We start from the raw sequence: 25,207 nt of genomic DNA on the forward strand, positions 1-25,207 counted from the left end.
AGCCTATGAAACGCAGAACGTTCGCGATGTCGATCCTCTTGCCCGTCGCGCTGGCCGCGTGCGGCGGGGACAGCGAGCCGGGGCCTGGTCCCGGCCCGGGTGTGCCGCCCGAGATGGCGCCGTACGTCGACGCGATGAAGCGCGCGGCCACCTTCATGAGCGAGGAGGTCGCGTACAACGGGGGGTACGTGTGGAGCTACCTCCCGGATCTCTCGCGGAGCTGGGGCGAGATGGAGGCGAAGCGCACCATGCTGTGGGTGCAGCCGCCCGGCACGCCGTCGATGGGCCACCTCTACCTGGACGCCTACCACGCCACCGGCGACGAGCTCTACTACAAGGCCGCCGAGCAGGTCGCGCTCGCCCTGATCGAGGCCCAGCACGAGGCCGGCGGCTGGAATTACATCTACGACTTCGCGGGCGAGGAGTCGCTCGAGGACTGGTACGACACCATCGGCAAGAACGGCTGGCGACTCGAGGAGTTCCAGCACTACTACGGCAACGCGACGTTCGACGACGCGGGCACCGCCGTGGCCTCGCAGCTCCTCTTGCGCATGTACATCGAGAAGAAGGACGAGCGGTTCCGCGGACCGCTCTACAAGGCGATAGGCTTCGTCACCGAGAGCCAGTACGAGGGGGGCGGCTGGCCGCAGCGCTTCCCGCTGATGGGCAAGGACGGTCGACCCGACTACACGAGCTACATCACCTTCAACGACGACGTGGCCGGAGAGAACATCAAGTTCCTCATCATGTGCCATCTCGCGCTGGGCGAGTCGCAGCTGCTCGGGAACATCGAGCGCGCCATGGACAACTTCGCCGCCCTGCAGCAGCCCGCGCCGCAGCCCGCGTGGGGCCTGCAGTTCACGCAGGACGGCAAGCCCGCCGGGGCGCGGACCTACGAGCCGGAGGCGCTGACGACGCACACGACGGCCAACAACATCCAGCAGCTCCTCAATTTCTACAACATGACAGGAGACGAGAAGTACATCGCCCGGGTGCCCGAGGCGCTGGACTGGCTGGACAAGGTCAAGCTGCCGCCGGAGCTCGTGGAGATCTTCCCCGACCGCACGCACCCCACGTACATCGAGATTGGGACCGACGTCCCGCTCTACGTCCACCGGCGCGGCTCGAACGTGGTCAATGGCGAGTATTACTTCGACAAGGACCCCGAGAAGCCCATCGGCCACTACGGGCAGGCGCGCAAGCTCGACGTGGACGCCATGCGTGCCCGCTACGAGGAGCTCGCGGCGATGTCGCCCGAGGAGCTGACGGCGGGCTCGCCCCTCAAGATCGCAGGGCCGGCGGAGCTCCCGCGGTACTTCTCGCTGCGCGAGGTGAAGCTCGAGGACCTGTACGCCGGCGCCACGATGACGACCGCGCCGGTGACCGAGGAGGAGGCGCAGAAGCTCGTCGGCGAGCTCAATGGAGAGGGCTACTGGCCGACCAAGATCACCATGATCACGAACCCGTACATCGGCCCTGGCACGGAGGAGCCTTATCTCGAGGACGTCTACGCCACCACACACGTCGGCGATCGCAACGATACCTCGCCTTATGACCCGACCAAGGCGCCGGCGACGTACCCGGCCGAGGAGTCGCCGGTGGGTATCTCGGTGGAGTCGTTCATCAAGAACATGGGCGTGCTGATCTCCTACGTTGCGCCCGTGCAGTGAGCACCCCCGAGCCCCCGCGCGCTGGCACCCCGTGTGCTTTGGAGGTCTGGGACCACGCGCAATTCAGGTGACAAGTTGCCGGTGCTTCGGCGCCGGCGCGCGGGGTGCAAGGAGTCGATGCATGAGATTGCTTCCACTTGCCATGGCGGTGATGAGCATGGCTGCGGTCGGGCTCGGGTGCGGCAGCAGCCCGAGCGACGGGGGAGAAGGTGAAGGTGAAGGGGCGAGCTCCGGCGGCAGCTTCGGCTCCGGCGAGGGGGGCTCGCTGGACATCGGCGGCGTGCCCGGCACCGGATCGAGCGGCGCTGGCAGCGGCAACGCCGCCGGCGGAGGCGGAGCGTGCGCCACCCAGACGGCGGCGGGTTCCCTCCAGCCCGTGTACCTGGCGTTCGCGTTCGACGTGTCGGGCAGCATGGGCAAGGGCGACAAGGACTGGCACGACAAGGCCCTCAAGTGGGATCCGGTCGTCGCGGCGACAAAGCAGTTCTTCGCGGATCCCGGGTCCGAAGGGCTGACGGCCTCGCTCTCGTTCTTTCCCGCCGACGACGACAAGTGTTCGGCCGAGATCTACGCGACGCCGGACGTGCCGCTGACGCCGCTCCCGTCGGAGGCCTTCGCCAAGGCGATCGCCGCGATCGAGCCGGCGAGCTCGGACGACTGGCGCGGTGGTACGCCGACCTCGTGGGTGATGCAGGGCACGAGCGCGTTCATCGAGGCGCAGCGCCGGCAGAGCCCCGGGAAATACGCGATCGTGCTCGTGACGGACGGCTACCCGCAGGGCTGCGACGAGGCGTCCGACACGATCGACGCCGTCGTGGCCGACGCGCAGGCGGCGCTGGCGGAGGGCGTCCCGACGTACGTCATCGGCGTCGAGAACCCGCCGATCAAGGGCGCGCCGGACACCCTCGACGACCTGCACGACATCGCCGCAGCCGGCGGCACGGAGAGCGCCGTGCTCATCGACACCGGCGATCCCTCGCAGACCACGGCCGCGTTCAAGGCGGCGGTCGACCGGATCCGCGGCGCTTCGGTCTCGTGCACGATGGCGATCCCGCTCCCGCCGGACGGGAGCACCTTCGACAAGGAGCGGGTCCGCGTGCTCTACACGAGCGGCCCCAACGCGACGACGGAGCTCGCCTATGACCAGAGCTGCGCGACCGAGGACGCCTGGCGCTACGACGAGCCCGCGAGCCCGACGCAGATCGTGCTGTGCGAGAGCTCGTGCGGGGTGATCCAGGCGGACGTGGCGGCGACGCTGCGCGTCGACTTCACCTGCGAGCCGGTGATCGAGGTCCCGCTGTGATCGGAGGTCGCCGCGCGTGCGCTGCGCCCGTCGTGCCCGTCGCGCTCGGCACACCCGCGGGCCTCTGGCTCCGCCTGCGTCAACCGTGAGTTGACACTGTGGACGTGCGCGGTTGCACCCTCGCAGGCGCGCCTGGCGCGACGGTCGAGCGCCGATCCATCGCGCAGCGGAGATGATGTAAAACAGAGTGACGATGGCAACGGCGCAGGGGCGCGAGGGGAGGAGCCTCGATCGGTACACGCTCCACGGGGTGATCGCCTCGGGGGGGATGGCGTCCGTCCATTTCGGGCGGCTCGTCGGCGCCCATGGGTTCGCTCGCACCGTCGCGATCAAGCGCCTGCACCCGCAGTTCGCCAGGGATCCGGAGTTCTCCGCGATGCTCCTCGACGAGGCGCGGCTCGCCGTGCGCATCCGCCACCCGAACGTCGTCGCCACGCTCGACAGCGTCCAGGCCGACGGAGAGCTCTTCCTCGTCATGGAGTACATCGCGGGCGAGTCGCTCTCCACCCTGCTGCGCGAGGCCAGCAGGCGAGGGGTCCAGGTGCCGCGGCCGGTCGGCTCGGCCGTCATCGCCGGCGCGCTCGCGGGCCTGCACGCGGCGCACGAGGCGACCGCCGAGGACGGCGCCGCGCTCCAGATCGTCCACCGCGACGTGTCGCCGCAGAACATCCTGGTCGGCGAGGACGGGATCGCGCGCGTGCTCGATTTCGGCATCGCGCGCGCGGCGGTGCGGAGCCAGGTGAGCCGGGACGGGCAGCTCAAGGGCAAGCTCAGCTACATGGCGCCCGAGCAGCTGCGGGGAACGCCCCTGACCCGCCGCACCGACATCTACGCCGCCGCCGTGGTGCTGTGGGAGGTGCTCACCGGGCGCCGGCTGTTCACGGGGGACTGCGACGCGGAGATCTTCGGGCGGATCCTCGAGGGCGTCGTCCAGCCGCCGAGCGCGTTCGGCGACGTGCCGAGGGAGCTCGACGAGGTGGTGCTCCGGGGCCTCGACCGGGATCCCGAGCGGCGTTACGCGACCGCGCTGGAGATGGCGACCGCCCTGGAGGAGGCGCTGCCGCCGGCGAGCCCGCGCGCGGTCGGGGCGTGGGTCGAGGCGACGGCGGGGACGCTCCTGGACGCGCGGGCGAAGAGCCTCGCTGCCATCGAGACGTCGCAGCGGAGCGCGCTCTCGTCGCCGCCGGTGGCGAGGCCCGCCGACGTGGACCACGCGCCGCCGCGGGACATCGAGGCGCACCGCGCGCAGCCATCCGGCAACCGCGGGCGCGTGCCGCGGACCTCGGTGACGGTCCCGACGATGACGAGGACGGTCGAGGACATGGCGCGGCCCCTGGCGTCCGCGCTCGCGACGCCGGTCGCCGCGGCGGCGCCGCCGCGGCGCGCGAGCGCGCAGCTCGTCCGCGCCTCCACGCTGGTGCTCGGGGCCAGCGCGCTCGTGCTCGCGGTGGCCCTCGGCAGGAGCTGCAGCGTAGGCCCGGCGCCGGATGGGCCGTCGGCCGAGCGCGCCGGCGCCGGCGCATCCTCGGCGCCGGCCGCTGCCTCCGGCGCGGCGCCACGGGCGCCCGCCGCGATCGGGGCTGCGCCGGTCGCCTTCGACGCCGCGCCGCCGGTGGCCTCCGGGGCCGCGGTGGAGGCCACCGCAGCTGCGCCGGTGGCCTCCGAAGCAGCGCCCGCGGCGCCCACCATGAGCGCCACGAGCAGGCCTGCGAATGCCACCGCGAAGCCGGAGGCGGCCGCGCGCACAGCCGCGCCGGAGCGCACGGCGAGCCCGCGCGCGGCGGCCCCTGCGCGCGCCACGCAGCCGCGATCGCGCTGCGTGCCGCCCTACTACGTGGACGCCAGCGGCATCCGGCGGATCAAGCGTGAGTGCCTGTGATCGACGGAAGCGTGTAGCCTGCCCGCGATGAAACGTGGCTTCCTTGTCGCCGCCGGCGCGGCCGTCACGCTCCTCGCTGGCCCGCGCGCCCGCGCGCAGGGCGTGGGAGAGGCGTGCGCGGCCTCGTACGAGCAAGCGCAGCAGCTCGTCCGCGACCGGGCGCTGCTGCGCGCCCGCGCGGAGCTCCGCCTCTGCGCGAGCTCGTGCCCGGCGACGCTCGCCCGCGACTGCCGGAGCTGGAGCGAGCGGGTCGAGCGCGACATGCCCAGCGTCGCGCTCTCGGCCACGTCCGCGGAGGGCCACGCGCCAGGGCGGGTGCGGGTGCTCCTCGACGGCGCCCCGCTGGTCGAGGCGATCCCGAACGCCGCGATCGAGGTCGATCCGGGGCGCCACACGCTGACGTTCGAGGACATGGCGGGGACGCGCGTCGTCGCGGTGGTCACGGTGTCGCCGGGCGACAAGGCGCTGCCGATCGCGGTGCGCTTCCCTGCTGCCGGGCCTCCGAGCGCCGCCGCGCCCGTGCGGCAGCGCTGGCCGCTCGCGATCGCCGGCGCCGGCGCGGTGGCGCTCGGCGTGGGCGCCTTCCTCGGCATCAAGGGGCACCTCGACCGGAGCGAGCTCCGCGGCAGGTGCGCGCCCACGTGCCGGGCGGACGAGGTCGAGGCGATCGATCTCACGTGGAAGGCCGGCGCGATCTCCGCCGGCGCGGGCCTCCTCGCGGCCGGCGCGGGCGCGATGCTCTACTTCCAGCTCGATCCGGCGGCTCCTGCCGCAACGGGCGCGGGTCTCTCGTTCTCGCCGGGCGGCCCCTGGCTCTCGATGATCGGCTCGTTCTGAGCGCCACGCCGTGGTCGGCTCGTTCTGAGCGCCAAGCCGTCCAGCCTGCCGCGGGCGCCGCGCGGTGCGCTGCGCGCCGCCCGTCAGCCCTTGTTGCGGATGCCGTAGCGCTCCATCAGCCGGTGGACGAGCTGCCGGGAGACGCCCATCGACGCGGCCGCCCGCGCGACGTTGCCGCTGCTCTCCCGGAGCTTCATGGCGATGAAGGTCCGCTCGAACTGCTCGACGACCATGTCGCGCGCCTCGCGGAGCGGCAGCGCGGCGAACTGGCCGATGCCCATGTCGGCGGGCCGCGGCGCCACCTTGAGGATCGCCTCGTCGGCGAGGTGCGGGAAGAGCACGAGCCGCGCGACCGTGTTGCGGAGCTCGCGCACGTTGCCCGGCCAGTGGTGTCCGCGGAGCAGCTCCAGCGCGTTCGGGGGCAGATCGGCGAGCGTTCGCGGGGGCACCTGCGCCGCGAGGAAGCGCTCGACCAGCAGCGGGATGTCCTCCTTGCGCTCGCGCAGCGGGGGGACGACGGCCTCGACGACCGCGAGGCGGTAGTAGAGGTCCTCGCGGAAGGTGCCGGCGCCGATGCGGCCCTGGAGATCGCGGTGCGTCGCGGCGACGACGCGGGCGTCGAAGGAGGTGTACGCGGCCGCGCCGATGCGGCGCACCTGGCGGGCCTCGAGGGCGCGCAGGAGCTTCGGCTGGAGATCGAGGGGGAGCTCGCCGATCTCGTCGAGGAAGAGCGTGCCGCCGCTCGCCTCTTCGAGGAGGCCGGCGCGCGCGGCCTGGGCGCCCGTGAAGGCGCCCTTCGTGTAGCCGAAGAGCTCCGCCTCGATGAGGCTCGGGGCGACGGCGCTGCAGTCGAACACGACGAAGGGCGCGCCGCGGCGCGGGCTCGCCTCGTGGATGGCGCGGGCGAGGACCTCCTTGCCGGTGCCGGACTCGCCGAGGAGGAGGATCGTCTCCGAGGTGGCGGCGGCGCGCTCCAGGCGGGCGAAGAGCGCGCGCATGGGCACGCTGCTGCCCAGGGCCTCGCCGAAGCTGGCCGAGGTCGAGAGCGGGACGACGACCGGGGCGCCGCCGACGCGCACGGTGAGGGGGACGCCGCCCAGCGAGGCGACGGCGCTCGGCGTGAGGAAGCCCTCGACGATCAGGACATCGTTGATGAACGTGCCGTTCTTGCTGCCGAGGTCGGTGAGCACGACGCCGCGCGGCGTGAACCGGAGCTGGCCGTGCCGGCGCGACACGCGGGAGTCGGGGATGACGACATCGCACTCGGAGCTCGTGCCGAGGACGAGCGGGGCGACGCCCAGCGTGGCCTCGATCGGGGGGCTCTTCTGCGGCGTGACGACGACGCGCAGATCCGGGAGCTCGACCGCGTCGCTGCGGAGGGTCGTGATCGTCCGGGTGAGGTCGTGCATCGAGCGTGCGGGAGGGGGAGCGTCAGCTTCTCCGAATTCCGAGAGGATTTCCAGCGCGCGGTGCGACCCGGGCGCCGGACGGCGCTGCGGTCCGGCTTCGGGCCGTCGGCCATCGGCTTCGGCTTCGGCTTCGGCTTTCGGCTTTCGGCTTTCGGTTATCCTTCGCCGGCGATGTCCGAGTTCACGCCGTCGGAGGCCAAGATCCTGTCCCAGTGCGTCGCTCGCTTCACGGAAGTGTTCCGCCGCGACGTGGCCGACGTGATCCGGCGGGAGTTCCGCGGCTACGAGCCGCCGGAGGTGACGGAGCTGATCGGGCAGCTGAGCTTGCTCGGACGGCAGCTGGAGCTGCGCCAGCCGCACGCGCAGATCCACGACACGCAGGGTCCGCTGCTCAAGCGCATCCTGATCGATCTGCGCCGCGAGAGCGCGTCCGCGATCGAGGAGCCGCTCCAGAAGGCCGTGAACACAGAGACGATTCGGCACCTCCGGCGCGAGGTCCACGGGCTGGAGCAGCTGATGGGCGCGCCGTGGTTCGCGGCCACGCACGCGCTCCAGGTGCCGAGGCTGACGGACTACATGTCGATCCGGCACGCCGAGGCGGCGCTGCCGGAGGCGCCGCCGCTCCGGCCGCGCGAGTACGATGAGAAGTTCCACATCCTCGAGGCGCCCGGGCTCTTCCTCCCGGATCTGGCGCACTACCGGGCGCGCTGCGCCCTGCGCGGGGCCGCGATCGCGGTCGCGTTCGTCGACATCGACGACTTCAAGGCGTTCAACGTCCAGCACACCGAGACGGCGGTCGACCTCCATGTGCTCCCGCCCTTGATGGAGAGCATCGAGGCGCACGTCTTCGCGCACGGGCACGCGTACCGGTTCGGCGGCGACGAGTACATGATCACGCTCCCCAACGCGACGAGCGCGTGGGCGGTGGACTTCCTGCGCGCGCTGCAGGATCGGCTCGCGCGGCGCCGCTACCGGCGCATCGAGCGGCCCCCGACGATCTCCGCCGGGCTGTGCGTCGCCGGCGTCGACTGCTTCCTGACGGATCGCGAGATCCAGGGGCGCGCCAACCTCGCGAAGAACCACGCGAAGGCCACCGAGAAGGGCCGCATCGCCACGTACGAGGGGGAGCTGTTCCGCCCAGAGGACCTGGTGCTGGCGTGAGCGCCGGCGTGAAACAGACCGGCGCGGTCGCGGCCGGCGAGGCGCGCGCCGCGGGGGACGCGGTGAGCGCGCCGCCGGAGGCGCCGGGCGGGCTCGTCCTGCCGGAGCCGCTGTGGAGCGCGGTGCGCGCGGCGTACGGCGAGCCCGGGCGCGCGTACCACGACCTCGCGCACGTGCGCGAGGTGCTCTGCCGGGTGGGCGAGGTCGGCCGCGACGTCGGCTGGCGGCGGCCGCGCGAGGTGTTCCTGGCCGCGCTCTTCCACGACGCGGTGTACGTGCCCGGCCGCCACGACAACGAGGCGCGCAGCGCGGAGCTCGCGCGGGAGGCGGTGGCGCGCTGGCTTCCCGGCGAGGGGCTCGACGAGGGCCTCATCGAGCGGCTCATCCTGCTCACGGCGCGCCACGGGGCGCTCGGGCCGGCGGATGTCGGCGAGGAGGAGGCCCTGTTCCTCGACTGCGACATGGCCATCCTGGGCAGCGACGCGGCGGCGTTCGACGCGTACGACCGGGCGATCGCCGCGGAGTACAGCGCCGTGCCGTCCGAGCTCTACGCCGCGGGCCGGCGGCGCTTCTTCGAGAAGCTGCTCACGGCGGAGCGGATCTTCCTCTCGCCGTACTTCCACGCCCGCCTCGAGGCGAGCGCGCGCGACAACCTGCGCCGGAAGCTCGCGGAGGGCGCGTAGCGGAGCTGCGCGGGGCCCGTCAGGGGCAGGGGTCGTCGGTGGACGGCGCGGTCGTCAGGGGCGCGGCGGTCCGCGCCGGAGGCGTCGCGGCGGTCGGCGGCGGAGGGGTGTGTTGAGGGGCAGCGTCGCCTGGGTGCGCGCTGCCCCTCGCTCGATCACCAGCTCTTCACGTCGCTCTTGCTCACGCGGCACGTGGCGGTGTTCCACTGGCTCGCGCCGCCGTGGAGCTTCTCGGACTCGCCCATGTGATCCGTGACGGCCTTGTACTCCTGGCAGATCTTCGGCTTGTCGTCGCCCTCATCGTAGCCTCCCTTGACGTAGAGGTTCGTGATCGTGACCGTGTCCCCGTAGTTCTGGTTCGCTCCCGCGACCGTCGTCTTCACGCGGTCCACCCTGACGTTGTCGATGACCAGGTGGCGCGGGCCGCCGTTCTTGGTGCAGTCGCCGCACGAGCGCCAGAGCTTCCCGAAGTCGGCGATGTACGAGTTCGTGACGATGGTCGTCGAGCCGCCCTTGGCGTTGTGCTGGAAGATCTTGTCGGCCGAGTGCAGGGCGATGGAGCTGTTGATGTGCATCGTCGCCCCGTCGGCGCTGTTTGTCGCCGCGTCCTCGCAGACGTCCTCCCAGTAGACGTGATCGAGCGTGCAGTCGCCCTTGCAGACGATGCCGTTGCCGCCGGGGAGGCCGCCCGCGATGATGAGGTTCTTCACGGTGACGCCGTCCTCGACCTCGAACACGGTCTTCTGGCCCTCGCCGTCGTCGCAGTCCTCGGTGTTGTTCACGCCGATCTTCTGGTTGTTGAAGTCGTAGACGTCCTGCCCGCCGTGGGCGGCGTTCTTGAGCACCGTCGTCTGGGTCCTGATCTCGCCGTCGCCGTTCGTGGGCTTCGGGATCTCCATCGGGAGCTCGTCGCCGAGCGGCTCCTCTCCGCCTGTGCCGCTGCTCGTGGTGCTGGCGGCCGTCGAGCTGGCGGCTGTGGCGCTGGAGCTGCTCGTGCTGCTGGAGCTGCTCGTGGTGCTGGAGTCGCTCGTGCTGGAGCTGCTCGTGCTGCTCGCGCTCGAGCTGCTGCCGCCGTCGCCGCCCGTGGTGCTCGCGCTCTCGCCGGTCGCGGTGGTGCTGCTGCTCGAGCTGCTGCCCCCGTGGCCGTCGTCCGGCGTCGCCGCGTCGTCCGAACAGCCGAGCTGGATGGCGCCGGCGGCGCCGATCACGAACAGCAAAGTGAAAGCTGACTTCATTCCAAATCTCATGTCGCTACCTCTCGTTCTGGAACCATGATGGGCGACCCGCGGCCCGGAGGTGGCGGCCGCCGATCCTGGCCGGCGCTGCGCCTCCGCCTCGAGATAGGCAACGACAATGCCACTTGCCAGAAACTGCCTCCCGACGGTTCACGTGTCTGCCCGGGAGCCCGCGCAGCTCTCGTGGCGTGCGCGTCCTCATGAGGGCATGTCATAGCGCCGCGACGTCAACTACGGGTTGACGTGCTTGACGACAAGGACGACTCCCGTCTGAAGCATCCCTCGAATTTTTCGGGAAAATTCACAGGGAGGCGGGGAGACGGGGAGTAAAATCCCACCAAATCTCCCCGCCTCCCCGCCTCCCCGTCTCCCTGTTTAATTTTCCGCTGAAAATGCCAACGAAATGAGGGGGTGTCAGGACTCCCGCGTCAACCGCACGTCATGCGCCACGCCGGGGCCGGGCGGCTCTGACAGCGCGCGGGCGGTTGCGAGCGCGAGGGTTCCGGCGCTCAGCCTTTCCAGCCGGGCGGCGGCTTGGCGAAGCCGGTCTCGGCGGGGAAGGGGCTGGCGGTCTCGCGCTGGTGCAGCCCGTCCACGTCGATGCCGAGCGCCCGCAGCCCGTCGCGCTGCTCGTAGCGGATCACCAGGACGGCGGCGGGCTTCGGGGTCGCCCGGGTGAACTGCGTCGACGTGATGCGCGACTCGCGCCGCTCGCCGAAGGTCGTGCCCAGCCCCTTCGGGGCCGCGGGGGCCGGCGCGGCGCCCGGTGCCGGGGCTGGGGCTGGGGCACCGAGCGTGGGGGCTCGCGGCGGAGCAGCGGGCGTGGGCGGTCCAAACGCCGGAGCCGGCGGCGGAAGGTCGTCGCTCAGCACCCCGCCGAGAGTCTGCGGGGGCCCCGTGAAGGGCGGCGGGGGTGGCGGCGGGGGCGCGAGCTCCTCGAACACCGCCAGGCCGATGACACCCACGTTGCGGGGCTTGCCGATCTGCGCGGCGTACGACTGCTCGATGCTCCCGAACCGGAACGTCGCGACCTCGGCCTGGCTGATGCGGAACCCGGTGAAATCGAACGACTCGTGCGCCCTGATCACCAGGCCGCGCGCGTCGAACGACGCGTCCTTGCCGCTCTGCACGTCGAGGCCATCGACGGTGGGCACCACCTCGACGCGCGCGCCGGTCAGGTTTCGCACGCGCAGCGCATAACGCTGGCCTGACCGCCCCTCGACGTAGGTCGTATCTCGATGAACGTACTCCCGCGCCGGCGTGAGCGCGCCGCTCTCCTCGACGAGCAGCTCCACCTCGACGATCCCCTTCAGGTCTCGCATCTCGATGCCCCTCTCCGTGGGCCGTCGCGCGCCCCGGCGCGGCGGCAAGCGACCAGAGACTACGTGAACCCGCCCGGTGCGCGCGTGTCAAGGCGCCGGTCGGGCGCGTGCGTCGCGGCCCGCTCGCTTCTCCATACCGCCCGCCCGCGGCACGCGCTATCAACGCGCCTGCGGGAGGCGCGGGCGACGCCCGCCGCCCGCTGTTCTCGCACGTTTCGCACGTTTCGCACGTTTCGCATGGTCGCCGCATGATCGCCGTGGTCGCAGAGAAGCCCGCCGTCGCCCGCGACATCGCCGCGGTGCTCGGGGCCTCGAAGCGCGCCGAGGGCTTCCTCGAGGGCGGCGGCTACGTCGTCACGTGGGCGATCGGGCACCTCGTCGCCATCGCCGAGCCGCACCAGATCGACCCCGCCTGGAAGCGCTGGCGCCTCGACCTCCTCCCGATGCTGCCCGGGCGATTTCCGCTGGTCGTCCTCCCCGGGACGCGGGCGCAGTTCGAGATCGTCCGGAAGGTCCTGAGCCGGCGCGACGTCGAGCGCGTCGTCTGTGCGACGGACGCGGGCCGCGAGGGCGAGCTCATCTTCCGCTACCTCTACGAGGCGGCCGGGTGCAAGAAGCCGGTCGAGCGGCTCTGGATCTCGTCGCTCACCCCCGACGCCATCCGCGACGGGCTCCGGCGCCTGCGGGACGCGCGCGGCTACGACGGCCTCGCCGACGCGGCGCGCGGGCGCAGCCGGGCGGACTGGCTCGTCGGCATGAACCTCTCGCGCGCCTACAGCCTCGTCTTCGACCAGGATCTCTCGGTCGGCCGCGTGCAGACGCCCACGCTGTCCATGGTCGTCGAGCGCGAGCTCGCGATCCGGCGGTTCGTCCCCGAGCCGTACCTCGAGGTCGTCGCGACGTTCTGCCCCCTCCGGGACGATGGATCGGGCGCGGCCGACGCATCCTACAAAGGCACGTATTTCCAAGACAAACCGCTGCCCGGCGAGCCGCCGGGCGCCGCGGGAGGCGAGAAGCCGGAGACCGCGCCGTCGCGGAGGCGCCTCCCGCCGGACGGCGAGGAGGCGCGGCGCATCATCGAGCGGGCTCGGCGCGGCGAGGCGCGCATCGACGCGATCCGATCGGAGTCTCGCCGCCTCCCGCCGCCGCTGCTCTACGACCTGACCGAGCTCCAGCGGCACGCCAACCGCCTTTACGGCTTCTCCGCGCAGAAGACGCTGGAGGTGGCCCAGGCGCTCTACGAGCGCAGGAAGCTCATCAGCTACCCGCGCACCGACAGCCGGCACCTCTCGACGGAGGTCGCGACCACGCTCGGCGCGGTGGTGCAGGCGATCGAGGGCTCGTATCGAGGCATGCTCGCCCCGGGGACGGGGGCCCGTCCGCTCGGCAAGCGCTTCGTCGACGACGGCAAGATCGGAGATCACCACGCCATCATCCCCACCGGGGCTCGGTCCTCGCGCGCGGAGCTCTCGGCCGACGAGCAGAAGATCTTCGATCTCATCTGCCGGCGCCTGCTCTCGGCGTGGCACGAGGATCACGTCACGTCGATCACCACCGTCATCACCGCGATCACCACGCGCGGCGGCGCGGGCGCGCGCGGCGGTGAGCCGATCGTGGACCGGTACCACAGCGCTGGCAGCGTGGTGGAGAACGTCGGGTGGAAGGTGCTCGACATCGGGTTCGGCAAGCCGCCTGCGAGGCCGCGCAAGAAGGGCGAAGCGGACGGCGAGGGGCGAGGTGCGCGCGACGGGGAGGAGGGGGACGGAGAGCGCGAGCGTGAGACCGCGGATCAGCGGCTTCCTCCGGGCCTCGCGAGGGGGCAGGTGCAGCTCGTGCTCGACGCGGAGGCGCAGGCCAAGAAGACGCGCCCGCCGCCGCGCTTCACCGAGGCCACGCTGCTCACCGCCATGGAGACCGCGGGCAGCAGCCTCGAAGAGAAGGAGCTCTCCGAGGCGATGAAGGACTCGGGCCTCGGCACGCCGGCCACGCGGGCCGCGATCATCGAGACGCTCCTCCGTCGCGAGTACATCGAGCGCAAGGGCAAGCTGCTGCACGCGACCGACAAGGGCGTCGGGCTCATCGAGGTGGTCCATGCGGACGTGAAGAGCCCTGCGATGACAGGCGCCTGGGAGGCGAAGCTCGCCCACATGGCCCGGGGCAGGGGCGATCTGCCGTCGTTCATGGCGGACATCGAGTCGTACGTGCGCCAGGTGGTGGCGGAGGTGAGCGCGGGGCGCCGCGCGGTAGGGGGCGCTGCGCACGGGCCGGAGGCCGATGCGTCGCCGTTTCCTGAGCGCGGCGAGGCGCGGTCGCGCGGGAACGGCGGCGCCGCGGCCGCGGCGTCGGGGGCTCGTCGAGGCCGCGAGGCGCCGCGCGCGACGCCCCGCCGTGCTCCGGGAAGCGGCGCGGTGGTTGCGCCGGATGACGCGTCGCCCGGCGCGCTGCAGGCTGTCGCAGCGGCGGCCGCGGCATCGACGCCGGCTAGGGCGCAAGCGCGGGCGATGCCGTCGCCGTCGCGAACAGCGGCTGTGGCGCCGTCGCGAACAGCGGCTGTGGCGCCGTCGCCATCGCGAGCAGCGGCTATGGCGCCGGCGCGAACAGCGGCTGTGGCGCCGTCGCCATCGCGAACAGCGGCTATGGCGCCGGCGCGTCCGGCGACAGCGGCCGTCAGGCCTTCGCCGGCGCCTGGAGCGGGCACGGCGTCCTCGCCTGTGCGCACGGCGGCGGTCGCGTCGTCTCCGGCGCGCCGGCCGGGGGATCTCCTCGAGCTGCTACAGCAGTGCTTCGGCTTCAGCGCCTTCCGCCCTTACCAGGAGGTCGTCTGCCGGACGGCGGCCGGGGGGAGCGACGTGCTGCTCGTCATGCCCACGGGCGCCGGCAAATCGCTCTGTTACCAGCTCCCCGGCATCGCCCGCGGCGGCACGACGCTCGTCGTGAGCCCGCTCATCGCGCTCATGGAGGATCAGGCCTCCAAGCTCCGGGCGTGGGGCTTCGCCGCCGAGCGGATCCACTCCGGCCGGAGCCGAGCCGAGTCCCGCAAGGTGTGCATCGATTATCTCGAAGGTGCGCTCGACTTCCTCTTCATCGCCCCCGAGCGGCTCCGCGTGCCCGGCTTCCCCGAGCTGCTCGCCCGCCGGAAGCCCGTGCTGGTCGCCGTCGACGAGGCCCATTGCATCTCGAAATGGGGGCACGACTTCCGCCCTGATTACCGGATGCTCGGGCAGCGGCTCCCGGCGCTCCGGCCGGCGCCGGTCATCGCGCTGACGGCGACCGCCACGCCGGTCGTGCAGGACGATATCGTCGAGCAGCTCGGGCTCGCGTCCGCGGCGCGGTTCATTCACGGCTTCAGGCGGAGCAACCTGGGTATCGAGATCCTCGAGGTCAGCCCGGGAGAGCGCCTGGCCCGCGTGCGCGCGTTGCTCGGGCAGGAGGGCCGGACGCCGGCCATCGTCTACGCGCCGACCCGGAAGGAGGCCGAGGCGCTCGCCGCCGGCCTCTCGGAGGACCTCCCGGCCGAGGCGTACCACGCGGGCCTCGCCGCCCCGGTGCGCGACCGGATCCAGGCGGCCTTCCTGGACGGCAGCACCGAGATCATCGTCGCCACGATCGCCTTTGGCATGGGCATCGACAAGCCCGATGTTCGCACGGTCGTGCACGCCGGGCTGCCCGGGAGCGTCGAGGGCTATTACCAGGAGATCGGCCGCGCCGGCCGCGACGGGCTCCCTTCGCGGGCCGTGCTGATGCACTCGTATGTCGACCGGCGAATGCACGAGTTCTTCCACGAGCGCGACTACCCCGATCCTGCGGTCCTCCAGCGGATCGAGGAGGCCCTCTCCGGGGAGCCGCGCCCGAAGGAGGCGATCCTGGGCGATCTCGGCATGGATCCCGAGGTCGCGGACAAGGCCCTCGAGAAGCTCTGGATCCACGGCGGAGCGCGCGTGGATCCGGACGGGGGGATCGCCCTGGGTGAGCCGGGGTGGCGCGGGCCTTACGAGGCGCAGCGGCGCCACAAGCTCGCCGAGCTCGTGCAGATGGCGCGGTTCACCGAGGGCCACGGCTGCCGCATGCTCCACCTGGTCCGCCATTTCGGCGACCAGGAGGACACGGGCGAGCCCTGCGGCCTCTGCGACGTCTGCGCGCCGGCCGCCTGCGCCGCGCGGGAGTTCCGGGCGCCGAGCCGCGGCGAGGCGCAGGCGATCGCGCGGATCCTGGCGGCGCTTCGCGAGAGCGAGCAGCCGACAGGCCGGCTCTACCGCGAGGAGTTCGCCGACGGGTCGCTCGAGCGGCGCGATTTCGAGCACCTCCTCGGCGGGCTCGTGCGCGCGGGCCTTGTCAGCGTGCGCGAGGACTCGTTCGAGAAGGCGGGCGAGACCATCACGTACCAGCGCGCTTCGCTCACGCCGCGGGGTCGCCTCGGCGGGCCGCGCGGCGTCGGCGACGTCGCGAGCGACGTCCCCCTCGCGAAGCTCCCGCCGAAGGTGAAGAAGCGGCAGAGCGCGAAGTCGTCGGACGCGCGGAGGACGTTCTTCGCCCGCAAGGCGCAGCGGAAGAAGGGGCGGGCGCGCTGACCGGCGCGCGGGCGGCGCTCAGCGGAAGATGCCGAAGTGGCCGAGCACCCACCAGAGCAGAACGAAGATGAGGATGGTGCTGAAGCACCCGCCGCCGAGCTTCTTCGCGCCGTAGCCTGCCGCGATCCCACGCAGAATCTTGCTCATCGAATGACCTCCGGCCCCGTGTCGGGGTGTTCGATGAGCGAAGCAACGTCGGTGCCACCGCGAGGGCGCGGACTCTCGGGCTGGAAGCCGAGGACTTCGCTCGCTTGATATCGGGTGGCAAAGGCGCACGCGCCACAGTGGGGCGTTTCGCTACATTCGCTACGGTTTCTGAGATGTGGCCTGCTACCGTCCGAGCTTGGCGATGAAGAGGCGCGCCCGCTCGCCGTTGGTGGTACCCGGTAGGGGCCCCGTGCCGAAGTCCGCGTTCGGAGCCGTCGTCGCGCCCGACACGAGCGTCTCGCCGTCCGGTGAGACGGCGACCGCACGCAGGGTGTCTTCGCCTGTAGTGTCCATGAGGTGGCTCCAGACGAGCTCTGCGTCGGGCGTGAGCTTGGCGACGAAGCCGTTCGGACGGCCCTTCGCTTTCATGGGTCCGTTGCCGAAGTCGATCTGTCCTTCGACCTCGCCGCAGACGACGAGGTTGCCAGAGGGATCCCGAGTGACTCCAAATGCTCCCTGCTGCCCGACGGCATCCCCGAATGCACGCATCCATCGGGGCGTCCCGTTTGCCTCGAGCTGCACCACGAAGACATCGTCGTTGCCGCTGCTTCCAATCAACGTGCGGCCATCAACATGCAACTCACCCGTAAAAGTACCTACCACCACAGGGCGGCTCGCGAGGTCCACGGTGATGTCCATCGGCTGACCACCGAGCCCCGTGGCCCAGACCGACTCGCCGGCCGGTGTCATCTTCAGGAGAAACGGGCTCTCATCAACTCGGAGCGGCGTTGCGCCGGTGCTGAGGTTGATCGTCTGATCCGACCAGGCGAGTACGAAGATGTTCTTCGATCTATCGACCGCGACCGCGGTGGCAGCCTCATACCATGACGAGCCGTTGAACGTGCGTACCCAGCCGCCGGGCTCGCTCACGCGCCCGGTGGCACCGTCGAGCTTCGCCACGAGGATGTCCTCGCCGTCAGGCGTGATCGGACCCTCGCCTAGATCGATGGGCAAGCTGAATCTCCCCGTGATGATGATGTCGTCGCTCGCATCGATGGCGACTCCGGTGAGTTCGCCGCGCCCTCCCAGGCCTTTGCTCCAAACATGCTCGCCGGATACGTCGAGTCGGACGATGAACGGACCCGCCGGAAGCGGTCCATCGCCGAAGTCGACTCCCCCCTGCATGCTTTCGCCGACCAGAACCGGGTTCCCCTTGGAATCGAGGGCAAGGTCCGTGGCATAGTCCGGGCCGAGATCGCCGAACTTCTTGGCCCAGATCGGGACGCCGGCCGGGCTCAGCTTGAGGACCAGCACATCGGTCGACGAACTGGCAGAGGAGAAGGATTCTCCTGCGATCGCGATCGTCCCTGAAAAACCTGCACTGACGAACACGTTCCCCTCGGCGTCACTCGCAATGGCGGAAGCCCCGGCGCTGCCATTTTGCTCGAATCCGATCGCCCAGACGATACAGCGGAACCCGTCGCAGTTCTCGTCGTCCGCTGCATCGCAGCGCTCCACCGCGGGGAGCACCTCGCCCTCACATGTGCCCCAGGTCCCGTCGGCGCCGCAGGTGCGCATTCCTTCCTGGCACGCGCCCCTGTTCCTGGTACCCCGTGGGCCGGCGTAGCACACCTCCGACACGTCCGGTGTGCATGAGGGCGCCTCATCCTGAGTGCCTCCCGCGCCGCCGATACCCGTGGCGCCAGAACCCCCCAGACCTTCGGCACCCCCCGTGCCGCCTGGAGCCAGGTCGGAGAACTCGTCGAGTCCGAGGAGCTGCGCGCACCCGCTGGCGCACAGGCCCAGGCCGAGGAGGGAAGCGAGCGCATGAGGTCGTGCTTGTCGTTGCATGGGTTCGTAGGCGCCCGGAAGCCGCAAGGCGAGATTTCCGACGCTGGCGCGGAGCCTATCACAACGCATGAGCCTGTTCCGAGCAATCGGTCGCTTCCTACCCTCGGGCGCCTCGCGCCCAAGCGCCATAGCCTAGGATCGAGAGCCCGATCCGCGCCGAGAGCCGGCGTACCACCGCGCGAGGGAAGACACGGGAGAGCTGGGCAGTCGCCTTGCTCAACGCGGTCGGGACGGCGACCACATCCCCCCGATCAGCCGCCGCGATGCCGTACGCGGCGCACTCCTCGGCGGTGAGCTCAAATGGCATCTTCCTGCGCGGCACGCCAGGCGCGCCTGCGTCGAAGATCTCGGTGGTCACCGGCCCCGGGCACAGGGCCGTCACCATGACGCCGGTCCCGTCGAGCTCCGCGGCCAGGCTCTCGGAGAACGAGAGCACGAACGCCTTGGTGGCCCCATACACCGCCTGTCCCGGGGTCGGCTGGAACGCGGCGAGCGACGCGACGTTGAGCACGCGCCCTCCGCCGTGGGCCACCAGGTCGGGGACGATCGCGGCGCAGAGCGCGACGACGCTCTCGCAGTTGAGCCGCACCAGCATGGCCAGCGCCGCCGGGGCGCCGTCCAGAAAGGGCCCGAGCCGCGTCGTTCCCGCGTTGTTGACGAGCCAAGCAGCGCCGCCGAGCTCGCGCGCCCGATCCCGCACGCGGAGGGCCGCGCCCTCGGTAGCGATGTCGAGATCGAGCGGGTGGATGGGCGCGTGCCCGGCGGCGCCCGCCCGCGTGGAGAGCTCCTCAAGACGGTGCGCCCGCCTGCCGATTGCGAGCACCGGCTGCCCGCGCGCCGAGAGTTGCCGTGCGATCTCCGCGCCGATGCCGGACGAGGCGCCTGTAACGATGGCGAGGCCCGAGGTGGTCGTCATGAAGCGATCCTTTAGGCGGCTTCGTCCAGGATCGCGAGCGGGCCGTGGCCCTGACCCGGCGGATGTCCCCAACACCGGCGCCGCTGTGCGGCTCGCCGCATTGCGCCAAGATCGTGCCGATGCCTTGTGCGCGTCATCCGGTGCGGGGGGAGCCGCGCGTCGCACGTGGGGGTCAACCTTGTGCCGTTCTCGTGATCACGCTGTTCCCCTCCGGCGCGCATGCAGCCGATCGCCCGTGCGCCCGTGTGACTGGTCAGCCGTCCCGCACACAGGGCAGCGTCGACCATGGGGTGGTAGAGGACCGCCCCCTACATTGGAGCGTGTGCTTGTTGGCCGTCTTCCTCTTGCAGATCGCGGCGCGCAGCGGCTAGCCTGTGGAGTGTGTTTCTGACTTCGGGTGCAGACGACCCGCGAGCGACGCAGCGGACCCGCGAGCGAGCCGTGCGCATTCGAGGCATCGCTCTGGCGACTTTGGCCCTGTTCTCGGCGCTGCCGTCGCCCCTGCACGCGCAGGAGGAGCCGCCGCCGCAACCGGTCACCGTTTCAGAGCCCGCCATCGAGCAGTTGCCTGAGGTCGAGGGCACCGGTCTCTGCGCCGCGTCGGTCATCCCGAAGGACAGGCCGGCGCAAGTCTTCCTGCCCGACTTCATCGGCGGGACCAACGGGCTTATCGATGATCCCACGAAGCACAGGGACGGGGAGCCACGCCTCGACTACGTCATTCGAACCCTCCTTGATCTGAGCAACAACAACACCGCTGGCGACCCGGACAACCCGCGGAGTTTCGGTGACTTCAGGAGCCTGTCGCCGGACTGCATGCCCGGCGGCTGCAGCTTCCCGTGGGACGATCGTCTCAGAAACACGGAGATCCCCTTTGGCTCCCGCCTTCGCGGGTTCCTGGTCGTCACGGAGGCTCTCGCGCGCCAGCCCGTCCATATCGGCTTCTACACCGATGATGCCGCGAGCCTCACGTTCTACGACGGCATCACGACCGTGAAGTCGGTCATGACCCGGCCGCCGGAGCTCGGCCTGCCGACCTGGCGCCTCACGAACACCGTCACGTTCGAGAAGCCGGGCCTGTACCCGATCGAGATCCACCACGCGGAGATCGCCGAGCACGCGGCGCTCGAGATGTCCTATTTCGTCGGCGAGTTCCGGGACTTCCACCGCGCTGCGGACGAGCCGCCCGTCGTGAAGCTGAACGACGCCGGCTTCACCGTCTTCCAGCCGACGCAGTTCTTCCAGACGCTGTTCGGCTCGCCGTCGTTCCCCGATCTCAATCAGTGCCTGCAGTGCGAGCGCAGGTTCGTTGGCCACGGCGGGAACAACGGCTGTCCCGGGAGCTACTACTGCAACGAGGCCGCCCTCTGCGCCCCGTGCGACACCGCGTTCTATTGCGGCGAGGAGTGCTCGCCCTGCAAGGGTGACACGCCGTTCTGCATCAACACCAACGCGGGTCGTGAGTGCGGCCAGTGCCGCACCAGCGAGGACTGCCGCGACGGCTTCGTCTGCGACCCCGAGACGCACGAGTGCAAGGAGGAGTACGAGTGCAACATCGACCCGGACTGCCCGCGGGGCGAGATCTGCGTCGAGCACTCCTGCGTCCCCTGCGACACGGCCGATCGGTGCGCCGGCAACTCCTGCAACTGCTGTCCGAACGGCATCAGCGGCGCCCAGATGAACTGCGCCGCCGTCGAGCCGGGCGGCGTCGCGATGTGCGTCGAGTGCCTCACCGACGACGAGTGCCCCGCCGGCAAGAAGTGCCACACCCCGACGGGCCACTGCGTCGACGAGATCCCGAGCAACGCGCAGCCGAACTGCTGCGGCGAGGGCTGCGTCGACTGCATGCACCCCGAGGACCCGAACGACCCGCAGTCGCCCCCGGTGCCGTTCTGCCTCCCGGGGCCCGTCGGGACGGCGTGCGCCGCGTGCCGCAACGACATGGATTGCGCCGACGGCCAGTACTGCCTGAGCGGCGAGTGCAAGGAGTGCGTCAAGGATCGGCGCTGCGGGCCGCGCTGCGAGAGCTGCGCCGGCGACACGCCCTACTGCATGGGCCAGTTCTCCGAGCTCGCGGTCTGCGTGCGCTGCACGTCGGACGAGCAGTGCGCCGGCACGACGTGCAACCGCGAGACCCACGAGTGCGACCCGGGGTGCATGGCGACCTGCGCCGAGGACACCCCGCACTGCGATGGCGAGAAGTGCGTCGAGTGTTACGCCGACACGCAGTGCCCCTGCGGCAACACCTGCGACCTCGCGACGAACACCTGCGACATCTCCTGCAAGTCGAACCTGGACTGCCTCGGCAACGAGCACTGCCGCTGGACCGACGAGGCGGACGCCAAGGAGTGCGCGCTCGGCCCGATGCCCGACAACGTCGCGTGCGGCGGCACGCTCGCCGACATCTGCAGCGTCTCGGTCGTCGGCCAGAAGGGCGCCGATCCGCGAGCGGCCGGGCTCGTCGCCCTCGCGGCGCTGGCCCTGCTCGAGCGAAAGCGCCGCCAGCGCAGCGGAGGTGCCTCGTGAGAACGCGCGCGCTCCTCGCCCCTCTCCTCGCGCTGTCCACGCTCCTCGCCGGGAGCCCTGCGCTCGCCGAGGAGGGGCGCTTCGACGCCCAGGTCTTCCGCCCGGCGGCCGCCCCGCGCGACCTCGTGATGGTCCAGAAGTCGGAGGTCATCGGGAACCTCTCGCCGACCATCGGCCTCTACAGCGACATCGCGGCCGACCCGCTCGTGCTCCTCGTCGCGGGCGACGATACGAGGCAGGCCGTCGACGCCATCTCCGGGCGGCTCGAGCTCGCCTTGCTCGCGGGGATCGGCTTCTTCGACGTGTTCGACGTCACCATGGCCATGCCGCTCGTCCTCTTTCAGGAGGGCGGCAACCTCCGCCGCTTCGGCACCGAGGGGTCGGTCAAGAGCTCCTCCGTCGGCGATCTCCGCCTGTCCACGAAGATCTCGCTCCCGTACCTGAACCGGAAGGAGCAGGTCAAGGAGGGGTTCGGGATGGCCATCGCGGGCAACCTCAACTTCCCCACGGGCGACCAGAACGCGTTCACCAGCGACGGCGCGCTGAGCGGCGGCGCGACGCTCATCGCCGACTACCGGTTCAACTTCGGGCTGCTCCTCGCCGCGAACGCGGGCATCTGGCTGCGGCCCGACAACCAGTTCGCGGGCGTGCGCGTCGGCGACATGGCGCAGTTCGGCGTGGCGGCCGAGCAGTATGTCGTTCAGCGCTGGGGCCTGTCGGTCATCGGCGAGGTGTACGGCTACCCATCGCTCTCGAGCTACCCGGACGATCCGGGGCAGATCCCGGCGGAGGCGCTCCTCGGGCTGCGCTGGCAGACCAAGCACGGCGTCACCATCACCTTCGGCGGGAGCTTCGGCGCGGCGTGCGGCTTCGGCGCGCCCTCGATCCGCTTCTTCAACGTGATCACGTGGCAGCCGAAGACCTCCCAGGAGCAGGAGGAGATCAACCGCCTGCAGCAGCGCGACAACGACGATCCGGATCGCGACGGCCTCATCGGCGCGGCGGACCGCTGCCCCGACGTGCCCGGGAGCCCCGAGAACTTCGGCTGTCCGGACCTCGACACCGACGGCGACGGCGTCTTCGATCGCGACGACAAGTGCCCCGACAAGCCCGCCGGCCCGCACGGAAAGGAAGGCTGCCCGCTCGCCTTCATCCGGGGCGACGAGATCGTGATCACCGAGCAGGTCCACTTCGCGACCGACAAGGACATCATCCTCGAGGACTCGAACTCGACCCTCGAAGCGGTCGCGCAGGTGCTGATCGACAACCCGGACATCCGCGAGGTTCGGATCGAGGGCCACACCGACGTGCGCGCGACCGATCTCTACAACATGGCGCTGTCCCAGCGCCGCGTGGCGAGCGTCATGGCGTACCTGATCGCGAAGGGCGTCGATCCCTCGCGGCTGCAGGCGGTCGGCTACGGGCACACGCAGCCGATCTACGACGACGCCGGCTGCCAAGGGCCCGACGACCAGCTGTCGCCCGATTGCCAGTTCATGACGTCGAAGAACCGGCGCGTCGTCTTCCGCATCCTGCGCTACGGCGCCGCGGGGCCGAAGCCGCTCACCGGTGCGCCGGCGGGAACCGAGGAGATCCTGCCGTCCAGCGGGGTGCTTCCGCAGAAGACCCAGGGCACGCTGCCGAACCAGGGCACGCTGCCGACCGAGGGGGTCCTCAAGCCGAACGTGCTGCCGAGCGGCGGATCCTCGCTTCCGCCGGCTGGCGGGGCGCCCGGCGGCGCGGCGCCGCTGCCGAACCGGGGCAGCGCGGGCGGTCTTCCGAGCAATACGGGCGTGCTGCCGCGATCCGGTACTCCCGCGCCGCCAGTGCCTGCGCCTGCGCCGTCCTCGTCGAGCCATCCGCCGACGCCGGGGGGTGGGGGGACTCGCTAGGGGGCCGGCCCGAGGAGGACATGGCCTTCGCGCGGCGCGCGCAGGGCCGAGCTCGCTGGGACAATGCTCCTCCGGCCACGCCGGAGGAGCATTGTCATTCGGGCTCACACAACGGCCCTGCGCGCGCCGCGCGAAGGCCATGCCCTCCTCGGGCCTACGGAGTTCGGTGAAAGGGGGCCAACGGCCCTGCGCGCGCCGCGCGAAGGCCATGCCCTCCTCGGGCCTACGGAGTTCGATGAAAGGGGCGAACGGCGAGAGCGCGCTGCGAGAAGGGCGGGCGGAACTCCGGCGTGCCGACCTCCGAGCGTCCCAGGGGTGGAGCCAGCGTCACAGCGGTAGGAGACGGCGCGCGACGCGGACGTTTCCTGTTGGGGTTACTTCTTCGGCGCGGGCTTCGAGGGCAAGGGCGCCGATGTCGTGGCGGGCTTGGCCGAGGACGGCGGGGTGGCCGACGAGGACGGGGCGGGGGAGGACGGCTTGGCCGAGGACGACGGCGTGGGCGACGAGGGCTTCGCCCCCGGCTTGCCCGGCTTGGCCGAGGCCGCAGGTGCAGGCGAGTCCTCGTACGGCTCGTCGGAAGCGGCAGGAGCCGCAGGCTGCTCCGCCGGTGGTGCCTCCGGCTCGGCAGGAGCCGCCGACTCGGCAGACGGCGCCACCGGGTGCAACGTCAACGGCTTCGCCTCTCCCTCCGTGCGGCGGACCCAGATCACCGCCGTTCCGCTCGCGACGCTGGCGTAGCGGCCGTCCTCGGTGCGGATCTCCTCGTTGACCGCCTCGATGACCGCATCGCCGCCGACCATGCAGGCGGCCTTGCGGAGCGACTCGAGGCGCTCCGCCTCCGTGCGGGCCGTCGGATCGCTCGCGATCGGCTGAAGGCGATGGTACTCGCGATCGGGCAGCTGGCCTGCCGGCACGACGTACATGTCGCTGCAGAACTCGCCGGAAGGCGTGCGTTTGTCTCGGAAAGGAGTGCTGCAACCGGCGATAAGCGCGGCACCCAGGGCCGCCGAGAGGAGGAGGCGCTGCATGATGCCTTCTTACCAGCGATGCGACGCGCGATGCAAACCCCGTGCATCAGGGACGCAGCCGATGTGCATCAGGGACGCAGCCGACCCGGGGGCAGGACCTCTTCGGGGGTGGCTTTCGGGTGGACCCCACCAGCGCCTCGCCCCGTGCGCGTCATCGCGCCGCCACGCCATCGTGCGGCCGCGCCACCGCGCTATGCCGCCGCCGCGCCATCCAGTGTTCCGATCTCGTGAACGCCTGGCTATGCTCGCCGCCGATGCGCGCGCTCGAGCGATCCGCTCCTCTCGCCTTCCTCGCCTTCCTCGGCGCGTCGCTCGCGGCCGCGTGCAGCGCGCCTCAGGCGGCGCCGCCCGCCGCCCCGCACGAGGCCGCCCCTGCCGAGGAGAGCGCCTCGAGCGCCGCAGCGTGCCTCGCAGCTGCCAGCGCACCGAGGCAGGCCCGCCCCGACGAGCCGGCGCGGATCGGCGTGAAGCACATCCTCGTCCGCTACACCGGCGCCGATCGCGCCGAGGGCACGACCCGCACGCGCGAGGAGGCGTGCCTGCGCGCGATGGAGGCGCGCGACAAGATCCGTGGCGGCGCCGACTTCGGCGAGGTGGTGGCGCAGTACAGCGACGAGGCCGGCGCAGCGTCGCGCGGAGGCTCGCTCGGCACGGTGGAGCGCGCCGACGTCCTGCCGCCCTTCGCCGACGCGGCGTTCGAGCTCGACATCCAGCAGCTCAGCGACGTCGTGGAGACCCGTTATGGTTTCCACGTGATCTTCAGGACGGAATAGCCCTCCT

18 protein-coding genes are annotated in these 25,207 nt (G+C 71.3%); 11 read left to right on the top strand and 7 right to left on the bottom strand.

From position 1 onward, the window contains the following. The first annotated feature begins 5 nt into the window (after window positions 1–5). The 4 genes from WME90_RS17700 (at window position 6) to WME90_RS17715 (ending at window position 5,689) form a co-directional block, all read left to right on the top strand. The gene (locus WME90_RS17700; RefSeq protein WP_437282321.1) at window positions 6–1,670 is read left to right on the top strand and encodes a pectate lyase; all 1,665 of its coding nucleotides are present in this window, start codon (window positions 6–8) and stop codon (window positions 1,668–1,670) included. A 121-nt stretch (window positions 1,671–1,791) separates the two neighbouring features. Continuing rightward, window positions 1,792–2,973 carry a vWA domain-containing protein gene (locus WME90_RS17705; RefSeq protein ID WP_437282322.1) on the top strand — a complete coding sequence of 394 codons (1,182 nt, stop codon included), beginning with the start codon at window positions 1,792–1,794 and terminating at the stop codon, window positions 2,971–2,973. A gap of 193 nt (window positions 2,974–3,166) precedes the next feature. Further along, complete coding sequence (locus WME90_RS17710) at window positions 3,167–4,852, top strand: serine/threonine-protein kinase (protein WP_437282323.1); 1,686 nt, start codon at window positions 3,167–3,169, stop codon at window positions 4,850–4,852. A 27-nt stretch (window positions 4,853–4,879) separates the two neighbouring features. Further along, window positions 4,880–5,689: a hypothetical protein gene (locus WME90_RS17715; RefSeq protein WP_437282324.1), complete on the top strand. Its 810-nt coding sequence runs from the start codon at window positions 4,880–4,882 to the stop codon at window positions 5,687–5,689. A gap of 83 nt (window positions 5,690–5,772) precedes the next feature. On the opposite strand, the gene WME90_RS17720 is transcribed toward WME90_RS17715, so the two are convergent. Next, window positions 5,773–7,098 carry a sigma 54-interacting transcriptional regulator gene (locus WME90_RS17720; RefSeq protein WP_437282325.1) on the bottom strand — a complete coding sequence of 442 codons (1,326 nt, stop codon included), beginning with the start codon at window positions 7,096–7,098 and terminating at the stop codon, window positions 5,773–5,775. A 60-nt stretch (window positions 7,099–7,158) separates the two neighbouring features. On the opposite strand from WME90_RS17720, the gene WME90_RS17725 reads away from it, so the two are divergent. Both WME90_RS17725 and WME90_RS17730 read left to right on the top strand, forming a co-directional pair. Further along, window positions 7,159–8,259, top strand: a complete 1,101-nt coding sequence (locus WME90_RS17725; RefSeq protein WP_437282326.1) for a diguanylate cyclase — start codon at window positions 7,159–7,161, stop codon at window positions 8,257–8,259. A 62-nt stretch (window positions 8,260–8,321) separates the two neighbouring features. After that, window positions 8,322–8,942 carry an HD domain-containing protein gene (locus tag WME90_RS17730; protein WP_437283621.1) on the top strand — a complete coding sequence of 207 codons (621 nt, stop codon included), beginning with the start codon at window positions 8,322–8,324 and terminating at the stop codon, window positions 8,940–8,942. A gap of 155 nt (window positions 8,943–9,097) precedes the next feature. Here the strand turns inward: WME90_RS17730 and WME90_RS17735 are convergent, their stop codons facing one another. Then, window positions 9,098–9,841, bottom strand: coding sequence for a pectate lyase (locus tag WME90_RS17735; RefSeq protein ID WP_437282327.1), 744 nt, complete (start codon window positions 9,839–9,841; stop codon window positions 9,098–9,100). Here WME90_RS17735 and WME90_RS17740 point away from each other — a divergent pair. Further along, the gene (locus WME90_RS17740; RefSeq protein WP_437282328.1) at window positions 9,822–10,217 is read left to right on the top strand and encodes a hypothetical protein; all 396 of its coding nucleotides are present in this window, start codon (window positions 9,822–9,824) and stop codon (window positions 10,215–10,217) included. The two genes, WME90_RS17735 and WME90_RS17740, sit on opposite strands and share 20 nt — an antisense overlap. A 469-nt stretch (window positions 10,218–10,686) precedes the next feature. On the opposite strand, the gene WME90_RS17745 is transcribed toward WME90_RS17740, so the two are convergent. Further along, window positions 10,687–11,499 (bottom strand): hypothetical protein, encoded by an 813-nt coding sequence (locus tag WME90_RS17745; RefSeq protein WP_437282329.1) that lies wholly within the window; start codon window positions 11,497–11,499, stop codon window positions 10,687–10,689. Window positions 11,500–11,747: 248 nt separating this feature from the next. On the opposite strand from WME90_RS17745, the gene WME90_RS17750 reads away from it, so the two are divergent. Continuing rightward, on the top strand, window positions 11,748–16,067 hold the full coding sequence (locus WME90_RS17750; RefSeq protein WP_437282330.1) for a DNA topoisomerase 3: 4,320 nt from the start codon (window positions 11,748–11,750) through the stop codon (window positions 16,065–16,067). An 18-nt stretch (window positions 16,068–16,085) separates the two neighbouring features. Here WME90_RS17750 and WME90_RS17755 read toward each other — a convergent pair whose 3' ends face one another. The 3 genes from WME90_RS17755 to WME90_RS17765 all read right to left on the bottom strand — a co-directional run bounded on the left by WME90_RS17755 (window position 16,086) and on the right by WME90_RS17765 (window position 18,981). Further along, window positions 16,086–16,214 (bottom strand): hypothetical protein, encoded by a 129-nt coding sequence (locus tag WME90_RS17755; protein ID WP_020736078.1) that lies wholly within the window; start codon window positions 16,212–16,214, stop codon window positions 16,086–16,088. A gap of 183 nt (window positions 16,215–16,397) precedes the next feature. Further along, window positions 16,398–17,732, bottom strand: coding sequence for an SBBP repeat-containing protein (locus WME90_RS17760; RefSeq protein WP_437282331.1), 1,335 nt, complete (start codon window positions 17,730–17,732; stop codon window positions 16,398–16,400). 430 nt (window positions 17,733–18,162) lie between these two features. After that, on the bottom strand, window positions 18,163–18,981 hold the full coding sequence (locus WME90_RS17765) for an SDR family NAD(P)-dependent oxidoreductase (RefSeq protein WP_437282332.1): 819 nt from the start codon (window positions 18,979–18,981) through the stop codon (window positions 18,163–18,165). 441 nt (window positions 18,982–19,422) lie between these two features. Here WME90_RS17765 and traA point away from each other — a divergent pair, with 441 nt between their 5' ends. Next, window positions 19,423–21,507, top strand: a complete 2,085-nt coding sequence (traA, locus tag WME90_RS17770; RefSeq protein WP_437282333.1) for an outer membrane exchange protein TraA family protein — start codon at window positions 19,423–19,425, stop codon at window positions 21,505–21,507. Then, complete coding sequence (locus tag WME90_RS17775; protein WP_437282334.1) at window positions 21,504–23,399, top strand: OmpA family protein; 1,896 nt, start codon at window positions 21,504–21,506, stop codon at window positions 23,397–23,399. The genes traA and WME90_RS17775 overlap by 4 nt, the downstream gene beginning before the upstream one ends. Before the next feature lie 374 nt (window positions 23,400–23,773). Here the strand turns inward: WME90_RS17775 and WME90_RS17780 are convergent, their stop codons facing one another. After that, window positions 23,774–24,427 (bottom strand): hypothetical protein, encoded by a 654-nt coding sequence (locus tag WME90_RS17780; protein WP_437282335.1) that lies wholly within the window; start codon window positions 24,425–24,427, stop codon window positions 23,774–23,776. Between the two features lie 254 nt (window positions 24,428–24,681). On the opposite strand from WME90_RS17780, the gene WME90_RS17785 reads away from it, so the two are divergent. Beyond that, window positions 24,682–25,200: a peptidylprolyl isomerase gene (locus WME90_RS17785; protein ID WP_437282336.1), complete on the top strand. Its 519-nt coding sequence runs from the start codon at window positions 24,682–24,684 to the stop codon at window positions 25,198–25,200. Window positions 25,201–25,207 lie beyond the last annotated feature (7 nt).

This window comes from Sorangium sp. So ce375, from assembly GCF_051473855.1.
Classification (GTDB): Bacteria; Myxococcota_A; Polyangia; order Polyangiales; family Polyangiaceae; genus Sorangium.

Excerpts from the sequence above, each read along its gene's own strand:
- WME90_RS17735 (WP_437282327.1), bottom strand. The coding sequence starts at position 9,841 with ATGGAGATCCCGAAGCCCACGAACGGCGACGGCGAGATCAGGACCCAG.
- WME90_RS17755 (WP_020736078.1), bottom strand. The coding sequence starts at position 16,214 with ATGAGCAAGATTCTGCGTGGGATCGCGGCAGGCTACGGCGCGAAGAAG.
- WME90_RS17710 (WP_437282323.1), top strand. The coding sequence starts at position 3,167 with ATGGCAACGGCGCAGGGGCGCGAGGGGAGGAGCCTCGATCGGTACACG.
- WME90_RS17750 (WP_437282330.1), top strand. The coding sequence starts at position 11,748 with ATGATCGCCGTGGTCGCAGAGAAGCCCGCCGTCGCCCGCGACATCGCC.
- WME90_RS17780 (WP_437282335.1), bottom strand. The coding sequence starts at position 24,427 with ATGCAGCGCCTCCTCCTCTCGGCGGCCCTGGGTGCCGCGCTTATCGCC.
- WME90_RS17785 (WP_437282336.1), top strand. The coding sequence starts at position 24,682 with ATGCGCGCGCTCGAGCGATCCGCTCCTCTCGCCTTCCTCGCCTTCCTC.
- WME90_RS17745 (WP_437282329.1), bottom strand. The coding sequence starts at position 11,499 with ATGCGAGACCTGAAGGGGATCGTCGAGGTGGAGCTGCTCGTCGAGGAG.
- WME90_RS17720 (WP_437282325.1), bottom strand. The coding sequence starts at position 7,098 with ATGCACGACCTCACCCGGACGATCACGACCCTCCGCAGCGACGCGGTC.
- WME90_RS17715 (WP_437282324.1), top strand. The coding sequence starts at position 4,880 with ATGAAACGTGGCTTCCTTGTCGCCGCCGGCGCGGCCGTCACGCTCCTC.
- WME90_RS17765 (WP_437282332.1), bottom strand. The coding sequence starts at position 18,981 with ATGACGACCACCTCGGGCCTCGCCATCGTTACAGGCGCCTCGTCCGGC.
- WME90_RS17700 (WP_437282321.1), top strand. The coding sequence starts at position 6 with ATGAAACGCAGAACGTTCGCGATGTCGATCCTCTTGCCCGTCGCGCTG.
- WME90_RS17705 (WP_437282322.1), top strand. The coding sequence starts at position 1,792 with ATGAGATTGCTTCCACTTGCCATGGCGGTGATGAGCATGGCTGCGGTC.